12 protein-coding genes, 2 pseudogenes and 1 riboswitch are annotated in these 15,770 nt (G+C 63.1%); of the genes and pseudogenes, 12 read left to right on the top strand and 2 right to left on the bottom strand.

Going from position 1 to position 15,770, the window contains the following annotated elements; genetic code table 11:
• Positions 1-8: 8 nt before the first annotated feature.
• Positions 9-1,298: an alpha/beta hydrolase-fold protein gene (locus EHW12_RS15735; protein WP_042451019.1), complete on the top strand. Its 1,290-nt coding sequence runs from the start codon at positions 9-11 to the stop codon at positions 1,296-1,298.
• Here EHW12_RS15735 and EHW12_RS15730 read toward each other — a convergent pair.
• Positions 1,260-3,526, bottom strand: a pseudogene (locus tag EHW12_RS15730) (DUF2254 family protein). The gene EHW12_RS15735 and the pseudogene EHW12_RS15730 sit on opposite strands and share 39 nt — an antisense overlap.
• Before the next feature lie 4 nt (positions 3,527-3,530).
• Positions 3,531-5,665: pseudogene (locus EHW12_RS15725) on the bottom strand (DUF2156 domain-containing protein).
• Between the two features lie 139 nt (positions 5,666-5,804).
• Between EHW12_RS15725 and EHW12_RS15720 the strand changes: the two are divergent.
• The 11 genes from EHW12_RS15720 to gcvP all read left to right on the top strand — a co-directional run bounded on the left by EHW12_RS15720 (position 5,805) and on the right by gcvP (position 15,749).
• Positions 5,805-6,419 carry a CoA pyrophosphatase gene (locus tag EHW12_RS15720; protein ID WP_003946186.1) on the top strand — a complete coding sequence of 205 codons (615 nt, stop codon included), beginning with the start codon at positions 5,805-5,807 and terminating at the stop codon, positions 6,417-6,419.
• A gap of 109 nt (positions 6,420-6,528) precedes the next feature.
• On the top strand, positions 6,529-7,128 hold the full coding sequence (locus EHW12_RS15715) for a CDP-alcohol phosphatidyltransferase family protein (RefSeq protein ID WP_030537518.1): 600 nt from the start codon (positions 6,529-6,531) through the stop codon (positions 7,126-7,128).
• Positions 7,125-7,991: a DUF881 domain-containing protein gene (locus tag EHW12_RS15710; protein WP_003946177.1), complete on the top strand. Its 867-nt coding sequence runs from the start codon at positions 7,125-7,127 to the stop codon at positions 7,989-7,991. The genes EHW12_RS15715 and EHW12_RS15710 overlap by 4 nt, the downstream gene beginning before the upstream one ends.
• Positions 7,992-8,004: 13 nt before the next feature.
• On the top strand, positions 8,005-8,355 hold the full coding sequence (locus tag EHW12_RS15705) for a DUF1290 domain-containing protein (RefSeq protein ID WP_003946178.1): 351 nt from the start codon (positions 8,005-8,007) through the stop codon (positions 8,353-8,355).
• 3 nt (positions 8,356-8,358) lie between these two features.
• Positions 8,359-9,141, top strand: a complete 783-nt coding sequence (locus EHW12_RS15700) for a DUF881 domain-containing protein (RefSeq protein ID WP_047270499.1) — start codon at positions 8,359-8,361, stop codon at positions 9,139-9,141.
• A gap of 45 nt (positions 9,142-9,186) precedes the next feature.
• Positions 9,187-9,591, top strand: a complete 405-nt coding sequence (gene gcvH, locus EHW12_RS15695) for a glycine cleavage system protein GcvH (RefSeq protein WP_003946160.1) — start codon at positions 9,187-9,189, stop codon at positions 9,589-9,591.
• A gap of 211 nt (positions 9,592-9,802) precedes the next feature.
• Positions 9,803-10,297, top strand: coding sequence for a glycogen accumulation regulator GarA (garA, locus tag EHW12_RS15690; protein ID WP_003946166.1), 495 nt, complete (start codon positions 9,803-9,805; stop codon positions 10,295-10,297).
• Complete coding sequence (locus tag EHW12_RS15685; RefSeq protein WP_003946161.1) at positions 10,297-11,034, top strand: MerR family transcriptional regulator; 738 nt, start codon at positions 10,297-10,299, stop codon at positions 11,032-11,034. The genes garA and EHW12_RS15685 overlap by 1 nt, the downstream gene beginning before the upstream one ends.
• Positions 11,035-11,127: 93 nt before the next feature.
• A complete protein-coding gene (locus EHW12_RS15680; RefSeq protein WP_003946194.1) occupies positions 11,128-11,601 on the top strand; it encodes a bifunctional nuclease family protein in 474 nt (157 codons plus the stop codon).
• 332 nt (positions 11,602-11,933) lie between these two features.
• Entirely contained in the window at positions 11,934-12,488 is a 555-nt protein-coding gene (locus tag EHW12_RS15675) for a MerR family transcriptional regulator (RefSeq protein ID WP_021344354.1), read from the top strand.
• A gap of 220 nt (positions 12,489-12,708) precedes the next feature.
• Positions 12,709-12,837: riboswitch (glycine riboswitch) on the top strand.
• Positions 12,838-12,890: 53 nt separating this feature from the next.
• Entirely contained in the window at positions 12,891-15,749 is a 2,859-nt protein-coding gene (gene gcvP, locus EHW12_RS15670) for an aminomethyl-transferring glycine dehydrogenase (RefSeq protein ID WP_125051119.1), read from the top strand.
• Positions 15,750-15,770 lie beyond the last annotated feature (21 nt).

The raw sequence follows: 15,770 nt of genomic DNA, 5'->3' as shown, positions 1-15,770 counted from the left end.
GAGACGACGTGCACACGATCACGGATCTGTCGCTGGTCACGGGCCCGGTTCCGCCCGTGGTGACGGTGCTCGGAATTCTGGCACTTCTGTGGCTGATCTTCTCGAGATCGAGGCGTCACGTCCTGATCTCGATTCCGGTCTGCATCGTCGCGGCAATCGCGATCACTCTCGTGCTGTACTGGCTGATCGAGAAGGTGTGGCACCCGTTCCCCGATCCGATTGCCCGTCCGGTCTACGTGTGGATCGGGTTGGGCATTCTCGGCGTGCTGCTGGGTGTTTCGCGGGTATTTGCGGCGACGCGGATCGACGGTCGCGTGCTCACCGTGGTCTCCGTGCTCCTGGTGGTCGTGTCGAGCGCGGCTCACGTGAATCTGCAGTTCCAGTCGTATCCGACGTTGGGAACAGCGCTGGGACTCTCGGACGCGGAGAAGGTTTCACTCGCAGACCTGGACGACGGCAAGGACGGGGCGGTACCGGTTTCGCAATGGAAGGCTCCCACGGACATGCCGTCGGCGGGCAAGGTCAGCACGGTCACGATTGCGGGGACGGTCTCCGGATTCAGCGCCCGCGACGCCGAGATCTACCTACCGCCCGCGTATTTCACCAACCCGCGACCGGAGTTGCCCGTGTTGGTCCTGCTAGCCGGCCAACCAGGCGCGCCCGAGGACTGGCTACAGGGCGGACGTCTCGTCCAGACCATGGACACCTACGCCGCTGCGCATTCGGGCTTGGCTCCCGTTGTCGTCGTTGCTGACGGGACCGGGTCGGAACTGGCGAATCCGCTCTGCGTCGATTCCCAACTCGGGAACGTCGCGACGTACCTTTCGCGCGATGTTCCCGACTGGGTGCGCGGGAACCTCCAGGTGGATCCCGACCCGAGGAAGTGGGCGATCGGGGGACTTTCCTACGGCGGCACCTGCGCGTTCCAGATGGCAACGAACTTCCCCGCGGTCTATCCGACGTTCCTGGATCTGTCCGGTCAGATCGAACCCACACTCGGCGATCGCAAGCAGACGGTCGATGCAGCGTTCGGCGGCAATGAAGCCGCGTTCGTGGCAGTGAATCCGCAGGATCTGCTCCGGGAGAAGAAGTTCCCCGACAGCGCCGGGGTGTTCGTGGTCGGCAAGCAGGACAACGACTACCGCCCAGGTCTTCAAACGCTCTACGAAGCCGCAAAAGCCGCAGGGATGGACGTCCAATACGCCGAGGTCGACGGAGGACACAGCTTCCAGGTGTGGTCGGCTGGATTGGCGAGTCAATTAGGTTGGCTGGGAACGCGACTCGGCCTGCCCGGATGAACGATCGTCCGGAAGTTCCGAAGACCCGATGATCAGCGGGTGAATTCTTCCGGTCGCCCCGGCTTCGGAGCCCAATCCCTGCGGATCCGCCACACTCGCGAGCCGAAGGTCGAGTGCGCCGGTCCATTCTCGGGTCAATTGCGCATCGAGTGCGTCGACGCGCTCGAGTAGCGGAGGGTGCTGGTCCGGCGGGCAGGCTTCGAGCAAGGTCGCGAATACCGCGCGTAGACGACGCTGGACCTGTGCGGAATTGGTACTGAAGTGCCGGATCTCGTCGGTGGCGACGGACACGTAATCGGTCCAGGTGCGTTGCTGCCCTCTGATCAGCGTGAGATCCGAGGTTGACGTGTCGAAGCGGACCCGCGGGGCGAGAAGTACCAGAAGATCTTCGATGTGGTCGAGAGCCTGGACGGCTCGGCCCGGGTCGTTGATGGCGGGTGACAGTGCCTTGAGCGCGATGTCCACGATCGACTGCAGCGCTGCACCGGGGCTGACGACCGGGCTGTGCGTGTCACCGAAGATCAAGCACGACATCAAGGTGTCCGGGCGTACCTTCAGCGAGGGTCCGCGTACCTCGAAGAGGGGCGCGTTCTGGGCGACGAACTCGCCGATGCTGGGGACGACTTCGACCGAGACGTCCCAGCGGCCGGCCAACCGCTGCAGTCGTGCGAGATCGATCGCCAGCAGAATCCGGCCGTCGGGTGAGAGGTGGCGCAGGCGAATCACCAGTGCGTCGGCGCTCTCGGAGTTCTCGGACTCGCGCGGTTGGGGTAGGGGGAGCGGCTGACTGGGTTTCGGTGCGCCAGAGGGCAGGTCCTCGTACAGCGGATAGGCACGAATCGTCGCGCTCCGGCCCTGGGCCGCTATCCAACGCAGCAACCGACTGGAATTGAGAATCGACCCGACCTTCGCCACCAACGCGATGAACAGGATCGCACTGGCCAATGCCAGAAGCAGTGCGATCGCCGTGGAGATGGTCGGTGAGGAATTCTCCGAATCGAGCGCCAGATCGAGCGCAATGATCAAGGAGAAGACGAACGTGGCCAGAAACATGCCGATCGACCACCGCATCACCCGCTGCTGCGCAAGCATCGGGACCACCCGCACCGAAATCTGCGATGCGCCGAACTGCATTGCGAGGGTGATGGCGGTGAACACCAGACCGGTGAGAGTGATCATCCCGCCGGCGATGACGCTGAGCAGCGTCGCGGTGGCCCCGGCGTCCACGCCCTCGGAAATGGTACCGACGTCGCCGTCGCTGACGAGATCTCCGTCGATCCCGACGAGGATGTTCGCGGTGACGACGGACAGCACGACGAGGATCACGGGGAGGCGCCAGACCGGGACTGTTCGTAATCGTCGGCGAGTTCGGCGCCAGCGAATTCTGTCCGAAAGCCGCCGTGATAGTCCGACTTTCGTCGTGGGGGTTGTGGTGTCGACGACGGGGAGCGGTGGTGGGGGCGGGGAGTGGAACCGAAACTTCCCGACACCGTTTCCTGAACGTAGATCTTCGCGTGGATCATCGGCTCGCGATAACGCTGTTCACGGGCCACTGCCCGGCTCATCTTCGCCGGCTTGTCGCGGTAACGCGAGCGCGCCCACGGCGCACCCGGGCGACTCAACCGAATTGCTCCGATCAACAGAAGTGGGGTGAAGAACAGCCCGATCAAGCCGGTCCAGAGTTTGCCCTTCATCAACGTGATCACGGCTAGTCCGAGTTGGATCACGATCGCGACGACAACGCCGATCAACGTCGCCAGGCTCCGGTCCTGCTCGTACGGGTCGAACTCTCCCGCGAACCCGATCGGGTGGACCCCGAGAAGGAAAAGGAACGAGATCGCGATGGCAACGAACACCGCGTCGATGGACGAGCGACCTTCCTCGGCCCAGTAGACATCGCGCAGATGCAACACGAGCGCGTACTCGTCGAGGACCAACGCGCTGCCGATACCGAACACCGACGCGAGAACACAATTGGCGATCGGGGTGTGATAGTCGGCCAGAGCGATGAAGGCGAAGCCGGACACGAGCATCATCATCAAACCGAAAACCATGTGGTGGATGTGCATTCCACCGGGCGTGACATTGCCTGGCCACCACGAGACCTCGGCCCGGATCATCCGGACGCTGAAGCGGATGAACAGGAACGTCAGGACAAAGGCGACTAGGAGGAAGAACAGCGGGAGCCTGCCGGTGTCGACGACCGTGTGCTCGAACCAGGACCGCACGGCGTCAACTCTTGCTGGTGGCGAGCTTGATCAGCTGAGGAGCCGTTGCGTCGGGCAGGTATGCACGCGTCAGTGCGATTCCGATCCGAGGCAGGTCGGCCTCGTCGCGGAAACACAGGAAAACGGGTTCGTACCTCGGCTTGAACTTCTTCTTGAACGCGTGAAGAGACCGGAAGCCGTACAGCGGTTCCATCGCGGCTCCGAGCACGTCCAGCAGGCGGTCCATCGATGCGGCGTCGGCGCCGTCGTCGCTGCGGGCGAGCGGTGCTCCGGACAGTGAGACGAATTGGGCACCTTGTTCTTTGAACTCGAGGGCCGACGATGCGATGAGGAACTCGACCACCGGACGGAACCCGTCGGGACGTCGACGCATGACGTCGAGTGTCCAACCCTGAACCACGCCGCCTTCGCCGTACACCGGCAACCACGAGGTGACGCCGTGAATGCTTCCGGTCGGGTCGACGGCCAAGCCGACACGGACGTCGCGATCGAGCGCCTCCTCGACGCTTCCGAGGGTGAACCCATCTCGGGTAGCCCCTTGTCGCCCACCCATTCCTCGGAGATGGCGCGCACCTGAGCCAATACGGAGAACGGCTCGTCGGCCAATGTTGTCATCCGGAAGGTGATGTCGTCCTTCTTGGCCTTGTTGAGCGCCGAGCGGATGTCCTGCCAGGATTTACCGGTGAACTGCAGTTCTGGTAGGTCGACGATCGTGTCTTCGGCGACCTGAACGGTGCGCCAGCCACGCCGGGTGGCGGCGTCGGCTGTCTCCTTCCCCACGGAGAACAAGCAGGGAGTGAGGCCGTTGGCTTCGGACATCGTCGTGAATTCGTCGACCGCTGCGGCAAGTCGGTCGGGGTTCGCTATCGGATCCGCCAGGACCACGACGACACCGACATGCCGTTGGAATGCAACGACGCTCTCACCCGACTCGCCGAAGTAGTAACTGTTGCCGTCCCACGTCGTCATCCACGACATGGTTCCGCCGCCGTGTCGTTTGAGCAGTTCCCGAGCGGCGGCGCGCGGATCGTTCCCGGACAACGGCCCGCCTCGAATCTTGCGCCGCATCGGTACGTGAAAAGCGTGGCGGCCCTTGATCAACAAGATGAGTTCGAGAAGCCAGAGCAGCGCGGTACCGAACGTGACGGCGCCGGCGCTCTCGTAGTCGAAGAAGATGACCGAGACGAGGACGAGGGCGGTGGCCAAGACCGTCAGTGAACCGAACACCACGGCAACCCACCAGGCCCAGCGGCGACCTCGTCGCAACTGGTCCGCGATCAGGGCAACCATGACCACGTCGATCAATGCCGTCCAGCCCGAACCGGTTTCGGCTTCCGTCGGCCCGAACGGTCCGCTTCCGGGGAACAGCCAGACGGCGATCTCGACCACGCCGATCAGGAGCAGGCCGATGAATCCGAGCAGGCGGATCTCGCGTCGCGTTCGGGGGATGAACCCGCGCTCTCCGTCGCCGAAGAACTTCTCGCCCACCGGCAGGAATATCGCGACCGCGATGAGGTGCTGCACGTCGGCGAGGCGGCCTTCGAAGAGGAACGCGATCGCAATGTACGCACACAGAATGGCGCGGACTCGCATTCGCCAGGGCGAGCGGAGTGTTGCTGTGGTCGCGGCGAGTGCGGCGATGATTGCGGTGGTCACGCCGACGTCGCGGTGGGTGGCGAGGTTGCGAGCCCAATCCCAGTCGGTGTGGCTGCCCGCCCAGAGGAGGAGCGATGCACCGAGTTCGCCCGCCAACTGACCGCTGATCGTGACGATGGCCGCGTTCTTGGTTCCCAGGCGCCATTCGCACCAGCCGACCGCGAAGGCAAAAACGACGATGATCGAAACATACTGACCCGGCGTCAATCCGAAGAACCACCCCGTGACGAGAGTCCACCACTTGCCTTCCTGCAAGGCAGGAACTCCGTAGGCGATGTCGTTGAACCACGAGTAGGTACGGACGTGATTCCACAGGGCGCCGGTCGCGATCCCGACGACGGTGATGGTGAGCACGACGCTCGCGGTGAACGGCACACGCCGCAGGACGCTCAGCGTGTCGGAGGCAAAGCGAGAGGCCCGATTCGACGCGCCCGGCGCGCTCTGGTCGGTCTGCGGGGTGGGGGTCTGGGACTGCTCAGCCATCGAGGTTCTCTTCTCGCCATGCCGCACGGTGGATTCTGCCTGTTCAGCATGACAGGAATACAGACCGATAATCAGGCGAAGCGGCCAAAATGGACCAGACTGGCTGAGGGTCTCAGTCTCGTGGCGCTACTGTCGAGCCATGGTGAACGGAGATTTACTGAATCGGGACCACGTGGTCGCCTCACTTGCCGCTTTCGAACCTCGGTCGGTCGAATTGGACGGAAGGCGCTCGGCGTCGGTGGTCATCGTCGTCATGCGGACTGCGGACGGAACACCAGTGTTCCCGGTGACGAAGCGGCCGAGCAAGATGCGCGCCCACCCCGGTCAATTCGCGTTGCCGGGCGGAAGCGTCGACCCGGGCGAGTCGTCCGAACAGGCAGCGGTTCGGGAACTTTCCGAGGAGCTGGGTGTCGACGTTCCCGAGTCGAAGATCATCGGCCGGCTCGACGACTACGTCACTCGTTCGGGATTCGTGATCCGGCCGTTCGTCATGTGGTCGGGCGAGGACATCGGGGGACTGGTACCCAATCCCGACGAGGTGGCCCAGGTGTATGCCGTCACGTCGGAGGAGCTCGACGTGGACTCGCGCTTCGTCACCATCGAGGAGTCACCGAACCCGGTGATCCAATGGCCGTTCCGAACGAGCCTGATCCATGCGCCGACCGGAGCCGTCATCTATCAGTTCCGCGAAGTGCTGAACGGACGGCACACGCGCATCGACAAGCTCGAGCAGCCGGTGTTCGCCTGGAGATAGGGGCAGCTCGACACGCTCGGGACAGTTCAGGCTACGGCGCCTCGGCGAATAGTCCGTCGTGCTGTGGAAAGCTGGCCGCACGGCAATCGAACGACGCGAGGTGTGTGCAGTGAACTCTGGCGAACAAGAACCGATCCCCACGGATCGGATTCTCACTGTTCCCAACGTGCTCAGTATCGTGCGTCTACTCGCTCTGCCACTGTTCGCCTACCTGCTGCTCGTCACGCACTCGGACGGCTGGGCATTGGCGCTGCTGATGCTCAGCGGGTTCACCGACTGGCTCGACGGCAAGCTGGCCAGAGTGCTCGGACAGACCTCGCGTCTGGGAGCGCTTCTCGACCCGCTGGTCGATCGTCTGTACGTCGTGACGACACTGGTCACCTTCGTCGCCCGCGATTTCATTCCCTGGTGGGTCGCAGCGATACTCATCGGCCGTGATCTTCTGCTTGCGTTGACGCTGCCGATCTACCGCAGGCGTGGCCTGCCACCGCCCGAGGTGGTTTATCTCGGCAAGGCTGCGACCTTCCTACTGATGTTCGCGCTGCCGTTGATTCTTGCCGGGCACGGAGACTGGGCCATCGGACCGTTCACCCATGCCTTCGGTTTCGCTTTCCTGATCTGGGGAACCGTCCTGTACGTGTGGACTGCCGCGATCTACGTGCTCAAGGCCGTTGACGTTGCGCGAACCCACGAGGTCGTGCCCCGATGAAGTCGACCGGGGAGGACGTCCGTCGTAACCCGGTACCGTCGCTGCTTCGGTCACTCATGACCGAACATCTCGACCCGGGCTACGAGGCAACTGCATTCGAACGCCAGCACGAGCACACCAAGAACAGATCCTCGAAGACGGGGCCGTGGCTGGCCCTCGGCGCACTGTTGATCGGGTTCATCGTCACGGTCTCGGCTGTTCAGGCGACGAAGCAGGTGACCGGCACCGAAGAGGTTCGAAGCGAGTTGGTGGCGAAGGTCCGTGATGCGGAGGATCGAATCGATTCACTGGCCGCGTCCCGCGATTCACTCGGCGGCGCCGTCGACGCAGCGCGCGGCGTGGCGCTCGAAGGCGATGCACGCGGCAGCGCCGTCCTCGACCAACTGCGAGCGGTCGAATCCGGCGCAGGAGCCGAAGCTGTTCACGGGGAGGGACTGGTGGTGACGTTGACGGACCCGGCCGGACGCCCGAACCTCTCGGATGCGTCGCAACGGAGTGTCGGCGGTAAGACAGTTGTCCTCGATCGCGATCTGCAGACCGTCGTAAACGCCCTGTGGGCTGGGGGAGCGGAGGCGATCGCCGTCGGCGGCGTGCGAATCGGGCCGACGGTGACCATTCGTCAGGCGGGCGGCGCGATGCTCGTCGACAACCAACCTGTTTTCTCCCCGTACCTCGTCGAGGCGATCGGAGACACGCGAGCACTGCAGCGGAAATTCGTCGTCAGCGACGCCTACGTGAGAATGTCTAGCGTCTCGCAACTGTACGGAGTCGGTTTCGCGGTGGCCGAAGACGATTCGTTGACTCTGCCGCCTGCGGCGCCTCGCGCCGTCCGAGTGGCAACAGAACCCACAGAACCCAAGTGACAGAAGGAGTTCGATGAAGGCCGGTTCCGCCCTGTACGGACTCGCAGCACTGGTCGTCGGCATCGTCCTGGGCGTAGTTTTCAGCCCGCAGGTGCCCGACGTGATCCAGCCCTATCTTCCGATCGCTGTCGTTGCGGCGCTCGACGCCGTCTTCGGTGGACTACGCGCGTATCTGGACGAAATCTTCGACGCGAAGGTGTTCGTGGTTTCCTTCGTCTTCAACGTGCTTGTCGCGTCGTTGATCGTCTGGCTCGGTGATCAGTTGGGTGTCGGTACTCAACTCTCGACGGCGATCGTCGTCGTGTTGGGTATCCGGATCTTCGGCAACGCAGCGGCATTGCGACGCCGACTGTTCGGAGCGTGAGTCATGGCGGAACATTCCACGACCGAACCGGAAGAAGAACCTCCCGTCACCACTGCGGGTGAAGGTCGTCACGAGTTGCGTTCACCGTCCAAACACCGCACCAACGTCGTCTTCGCAATCCTCGCTGCTGTGCTGTTGAGCGTGCTCGGCGTTGCGATTGCCACACAGGTACGCAGCACAGTGGCCGGAGATTCACTCGACGCCGCGCGCCCTGCCGACCTCCTGGTGGTTCTCGACAATTTGAATCGGCGCGAAGCCGCGCTGAGGCAGGAAGTCGCGAATCTTCAGGAATCGCTTGCCACTTTGGAAGCCGGTGGCAACACGGGAGCAGCGCTGGACGAGGCGCGGGCGCGGCTGACCTCACTCTCCATTCAAGTGGGGACCGCTCCGGCCACTGGACCGGGTGTGACGATGACCCTGACAGATCCGGCGGGCGGCGTCGGATCGGAAGTGATTCTCGATCTCATCCAGGAACTGCGTGCTGCCGGTGCCGAAGCCATCTCGATCGCAGGTGCGAACGGCGAACCCATTCGTATCGGCGTGAACTCGTGGGTGAGTGGGCGCGGCGGCGAGATCGAATTGGACGGAACCCGGATCGAGCAGCCGTACACTGTGACCGCGATCGGAGATCCGCCGACATTGGCGGCAGCGTTGAACATTCCCGGAGGCGTCTTCGACAATGTCGCACGCAATGGCGGAACGTCGTCCGTCGAGCAATCGCAGCAGGTCACGATCTCCGTCTTGCGACAATTGAATCCGCGCCAATACGCTCAACCCGGAAATTGATCTTTTTGCGTCCGACTTTCGGACGGCCTGTGAAAGGAAGCCACTGTGAGTGAGCTCGATACACCTACCGATCTGCGCTACACCGCGGAGCACGAGTGGGTGAAGCGAACCGGCCCGACCTCAGTTCGAGTCGGTATCACCGACTTTGCTCAGTCGCAGCTCGGTGACGTCGTGTTCGTCCAGCTTCCCGCTGTCGACGAAGACGTGACCGCCGGTGAATCGCTCGGTGAGGTCGAGTCGACCAAGAGCGTCTCCGACATCTTTGCTCCGTTCACTGCGAAAGTTCTTGCAGCGAACGGTGAATTGGACGGACAGCCCGACCTCGTCAACACCGACCCGTACGACACGGGTTGGTTGGTCGAACTCGAGGTTGCCGACGAGGCCACACTCGACGCCGCACTCGCGGCAACTCTGGACGCGGAGGCATACAAGGGACTCACGTCCGAGTAGAAAACCTGCGCGTGGACCGGCCAACTCGTGTTGTGTCGCGGCCTGTCTCGCTGCGCACGGCGGTCTGCGCAGGGTACGGTCGTTAGGTACGCATGTGCCGAGTCGGGGCGCAGGGCCGTATCGAACGTGACTGTGAAAGATGCTCGTGAAGAAAGTGCACTGCGTAGTCCAGTGATTCATGATCTGGATGATTGACCCAGGAGGAGAAACAGTGAGCGAGAACGGTAACGACGCGGGCTATGGGGAGTCGCCGGCGGAGACCACTTCGGTTTTCCGCGCGGACTTCCTCAATGAGCTCGACAACACCTCCTCTGCAGCACCGGCCGCCGAGCAGCCGGTTTCGGGCGTGGAAGGCCTTCCCGCCGGAGCCGCACTTCTGGTGGTCAAGCGGGGACCGAATGCAGGATCCCGCTTCTTGCTCGATCAGCCGACGACGTCGGCAGGTCGGCACCCGGACAGCGACATCTTCCTGGACGACGTGACCGTCAGCCGTCGTCACGCCGAGTTCCGTCAGGAAGATGCAGATTTCCACGTCGTCGACGTCGGAAGCCTCAACGGCACCTACGTCAACCGTGAGCCTGTCGATTCGGCAGTTCTCGCGAATGGTGACGAGGTTCAGATCGGCAAGTTCCGTCTGGTGTTCCTCACCGGCCCTCGTGCCGGCGGTTCGCAGGTCGGCGAGTCGTCAGCAGGTGCGGGTAGCTAATGACGGCAGTGCGGCAGCAGAGCCAGCCCGGAATGTCGATTGGTTCCGTGCTGGATCGGTTGCGTCCAGATTTTCCCGACGTGACGATTTCGAAGATCCGTTTCCTCGAGTCCGAGGGCTTGATCAGCCCGCAACGGACACCGTCGGGATACCGCAGATTCTCTGTCGAGGACTGCGAGCGTCTTCGCTTCGTGCTGACCGCTCAACGCGATCAGTACCTGCCGCTCAAAGTGATCAAAGAACAACTCGAAGCGATCGACAGTGGCGCAGCGACGGTGAGTGCAGAAGTTCCTGCGCCTCGTCGTGCTCGCGTCCTGTCGATCGCTACGGGCGATGTCTCACCCGAGGCGTTCCGGGTCGATCGCGAAGTTCGAGTCGGTCGTCAGGATCTTCTCGCGCGCGCTGACATCGACGATCGGTTTCTGACCGATCTGATCCGCACCGGTTTGGTCGTTCCCGGCGCGGCGGGATTCTTCGACGAGGATGCCGTGACGTTGGCGCGCACCGCTAAGGCGATGTCCGAGTACGGCTTGGAGGTTCGCCATCTGCGGGCGTTCAAGTTGGCTGCTGATCGCGAAGCGGGGCTGGTGACTCAGATCGCCGGACCGGTTGCCAAGGGTCGTGACGCCGGAGCACGTGATCGTGCCGAGGAAATGGTGCGGGAGCTGGCCGCTCTGTCACTGACTTTGCACACGTGTCTGGTCAAATCGGCAGTTCGGGGAAGTCTCGATCGCTGAGTTCCTCGATCAGCGGGGCACACTCGAATAGAATTTCAGTACGACCGCATCGGAGTCGGTCGGCTGGATCACGTCAGGTTGGAGGCAAGCTCGATGGGCGAAATGCGTGTGATCGGAGTTCGTGTCGAGCAGCCTCAGAATCAGCCGGTCCTGTTGCTGCGAGAGTCCGACGGCGATCGGTACCTGCCGATCTGGATCGGGCAAACCGAAGCTACCGCGATTGTTCTCGAACAACAGGGAGTCGAGCCGGCGCGGCCGCTGACTCACGACCTGATCAAGATCTTGATCGAATCTTTCGGTCGGAGCCTCAAGGAAGTTCGGATCGTGGACCTGCAAGAGGGCACTTTCTACGCGGATCTCGTCTTCGACGAGCAGACCACTGTCTCGGCACGTCCGTCGGACTCGATTGCATTGGCCCTGCGCATCGGCGTTCCGATCTTCGCGTCGGAGGCTGTTCTCGCCGAGGCCGGTCTGGTCATTCCCGACGAGCGCGAAGACGAGGTCGAGAAGTTCAAGGAATTCCTCGACACCATCTCGCCGGACGATTTCAAAGCCACTGATGGTTAGCCTGAATTGACTGGTTGCGGACTTTAGTCTTCAACTCTCAAGTAGAGGTTGAGTCTCGGTCGGCGTGTTGCGTTGACCATGCACCCTCCTGGACTTACCGTTGCGTGCGGTGGAGATCTTCTCGCCTTGTCGATCGAGGCGTACTCTGGGTAAGTCCACTCATGGAATTACCTGCCTTGGATTCACATCTGAAAGTTCGGTCGGCACGGGATTCTCGTGACTGCTGATAGCACAGGTTGGTTGCATGATGGCGAAGCGAGAGGGAGACGGCAGTGGAAGAACAGTCGAATGAGCGCGGGACGGGCATAGCCGGTAGTGCCGCGACTGCAGAAATGTCTTCCGAAGAGCTGCAGCCGGGCCTGTTCCCGGACGATTCCATCCCCGACGACCTCGTCGGATATCGAGTACCCAGTGCCTGCCAGATCGCCGGGATCACGTACCGCCAACTCGACTACTGGGCACGGACGTCGTTGGTTGTTCCGTCGATCCGTGGCGCTGCCGGATCCGGAAGCCAACGTCTGTACTCCTTCAAGGACATTCTCGTTCTGAAGATCGTGAAGCGTCTGCTCGATACCGGCATCTCACTGCAGAACATCCGCGTTGCCGTCGATCACCTCCGTAAGCGTGGCGTCCGCGATCTTGCCAACATCACTCTGTTCTCCGACGGCACCACCGTGTACGAATGCACGTCCCCCGAAGAGGTCGTCGACCTCCTCCAGGGTGGGCAGGGCGTATTCGGCATCGCAGTCAGTGGCGCGATGCGTGAACTCACCGGAACGATCGCCGACTTCCCCGCCGAGCGGGCCGACGGCGGCGAAAGTGATCCCAACCCGGAAGACGAGTTGGCTTCGCGACGCAAGAATCGCGCCAGCCGCAAAACCGGATAACGTACGTCACATCTCTTTGGAGGATGCCACGGTGCAGGTAGGCGTTTCGGTCAACTAGACTGGGCCTGCGTCGCCGGCGTACGGGAGAGCCTCGGATACCGATTCACCGAACTTGTCTTTGTTTCAGTCTTTGTCTCAAAGGTCAGTCGTGAGCGGGATCAGGGCGCCGAAGGAGCAATACCTCCCCGTCAATCTCTCAGGCACCAAGGACCGTACGGGCTCCGACGCCTCTGGAAAGCGGTGGGACAACCCACCCGCCGACGGGGAAAGGCTGTGGCTTCCGCCTTCGGCGGATCACTACCGAATCTCTCAGGCGCTCGGGAATCGAGCATGCGACAGAGGGGGAGGAACACACCGCAGTTCGGTGTGTGTCCTGATCCTCCGATCTGTCTGGGAGTTGTCGTGATCGACGCTGCAAGCCGTATATTTGCCGACCGCCATGTCGGTCCGAACGCCGCGGAACTCACGCGCATCCTCGAACTCGTCGGGGTCGATTCACTCGACGAACTGGCAACCAAGGCCGTTCCCTCCGTCATCCTCGACGCTGCCCCGAACGGCATCGCTGCCGGACTCGACGCTCTGCCGCTTCCGGTCGGAGAGCACGAGGCACTTGCCGAACTGACTGCACTCGCAGCCCAGAACACCGTCGCGACGTCGATGATCGGCCTCGGCTACTTCGACACGTTGACGCCGCCGGTGTTGTTGCGCAACATCATCGAGAACCCGGCCTGGTACACCGCGTACACCCCGTATCAGCCGGAGATCAGCCAGGGCCGTCTCGAAGCCCTCCTCAACTTCCAGACCATGGTCGCCGATCTCTCCGGCATGGAACTGGCAAACTCGTCGATGCTCGACGAGGCCACCGCCGCTGCCGAAGCCATGACGCTCCTGCGCCGCGCGAACCGCAGCAAGTCCCCACGATTTGTCGTCGACGCCGATCTCTACCCGCAGACCCTCGCCGTCATCGAGACTCGCGCCGAGCCGCTCGGCATCGAGATCGTCTCTGCGGACCTCACCGCTGGTCTTCCGGAAGGTGACTTCTTCGGCGTCATCGCCCAGATCCCAGGTGCCTCGGGACGAGTCGTCGATTACACCTCGATCATCGCGGAAGCTCACGAGCGCGGCGCACTGGTTGCCGTCGGCGCAGACCTCCTCGCGATGACGCTCATCACCTCACCCGGTGAGCTCGGCGCGGATGCGTGCTTCGGAACCACCCAGCGTTTCGGTGTCCCCATGGGGTACGGCGGACCGCACGCCGGTTACCTGGCCGTGCACTCCAAGCATGCGCGTCAGCTGCCCGGCCGCTTGGTCGGCGTCTCCATCGACGCCGACGGAGACAAGGCATACCGCCTGGCGCTGCAGACACGTGAGCAGCACATTCGCCGCGAGAAGGCGACGTCCAACATCTGTACCGCTCAGGTGCTCCTCGCCATCCTCGCTGCGATGTACGCGAGCTACCACGGCGCCGAGGGACTCAAGGCGATTGCGTTGCGCGTCGCTGCCCGCGCACACGCGTTGGCAAACGGCCTGCGCGAAGGCGGCGTGACCGTTGTCCACGATTCGTTCTTCGACACCGTGCTCGCTCAGGTTCCGGGCAAGGCGGCCGACGTCGTCGCTGCGGCCAAGGAATCCGGGATCAACCTGCGTCTGGTCGACGCCGATCATGTCGGTATCTCCTGCGACGAGGCCACGACCGCCGACCACGTCCTTGCCGTGCTCGACGCGTTCGGGATCGAGGATGCTGTTGTCGCCATCGAAGCCGAGGGCAATTCGGTTCCGGCTGCTCAGGAGCGCACCTCCGACTACCTGCAGCACGAAGCCTTCACCCGTTACCGTACGGAAACGGCAATGCTTCGCTACCTGCGCGCGCTGTCCGACAAGGACATCGCCCTCGATCGCAGCATGATCCCGCTGGGTTCGTGCACCATGAAGCTCAATGCGACCGCCGAGATGGAATCCATCACCTGGCCCGCGTTCAACGCGATCCATCCGTTCGCGCCGACATCGGATGCGCCCGGTCTGCTGAAGATCATCAAGGATCTCGAAGACTGGCTGGTCGCGGTCACCGGCTACGACAACGTCAGCCTGCAACCCAACGCCGGCAGCCAGGGGGAATACGCGGGCCTGCTCGCGATCCGCAACTACCACCTCAGCCGGGGCGACGACCACCGCGACACCTGCCTCATTCCGTCGAGTGCTCACGGCACCAATGCGGCTTCTGCCGTCATGGCCGGGATGCGCGTCGAGGTTGTCGCCTGCCGTCCCAACGGTGACGTCGACGTCGACGATCTGCGCGCGAAGATCGCCGATCACGCCGAGCGTCTCGCCGCGATCATGATCACCTACCCTTCAACGCACGGTGTCTACGAGCACGAGATCGCCGACATCTGCGCAGCGGTACACGACGCCGGTGGCCAGGTGTACGTCGACGGCGCCAACCTCAATGCGCTTGTCGGCCTTGCCCGTCCGGGCCGATTCGGCGGCGACGTCAGCCACCTGAATCTGCACAAGACCTTCTGCATCCCGCACGGCGGCGGCGGACCCGGCGTCGGCCCGATCGGTGTGCGCTCACACTTGACGCCGTTTTTACCCGGACACCCGATGGCCCCCGAACTCGGTGGTGGAGGAACGATCTCGGCAGCGCCGTACGGCAGTGCGTCCATTCTGCCCATCACCTGGACCTACATCCGGATGATGGGTGCTGCGGGCCTGCGCCGCGCCAGCCTGACCGCCATCGCGTCGGCCAACTACATCGCGCGTCGACTCGACGAGTACTTCCCGGTTCTCTACACCGGCGAGAACGGCATGGTCGCGCACGAGTGCATCCTCGACCTCCGGGGGTTGACCAAGGACACCGGCGTCACCGTCGACGACGTCGCAAAGCGTCTGGCCGACTACGGTTTCCATGCTCCGACCATGAGCTTCCCCGTGGTCGGCACGCTGATGGTCGAGCCCACCGAGAGCGAGAACCTCGAAGAGATCGACGAGTTCTGCGAGGCGATGATCGCCATTCGCGGCGAAATCGATCGCGTCGGAGCGGGCGAGTGGACGGTGGAGGACAACCCGCTACGCGGTGCCCCCCACACTGCGGGAAGCATTGCAGCGCAGTGGGATCACCCGTACTCGCGTGAGATCGCCGTCTTCCCGCGTGGCAAGGCTCGCCCGAAGGTGTGGCCGTCCGTGCGTCGTATCGACGGTGCACATGGCGACCGCAACCTGGTCTGCTCCTGCCCGCCGATCGAAGCGTTCGCAGGCAACTAAGGCGTGTGCCCGCCGGAGATC

It is taken from the genome of Rhodococcus sp. NJ-530, from assembly GCF_003860625.1.
GTDB lineage: Bacteria > Actinomycetota > Actinomycetes > Mycobacteriales > Mycobacteriaceae > Rhodococcus_F > Rhodococcus_F qingshengii.
Note: the sequence above shows the minus strand (reverse complement) of the source record. Positions and strands in the feature narration are given on the sequence as shown.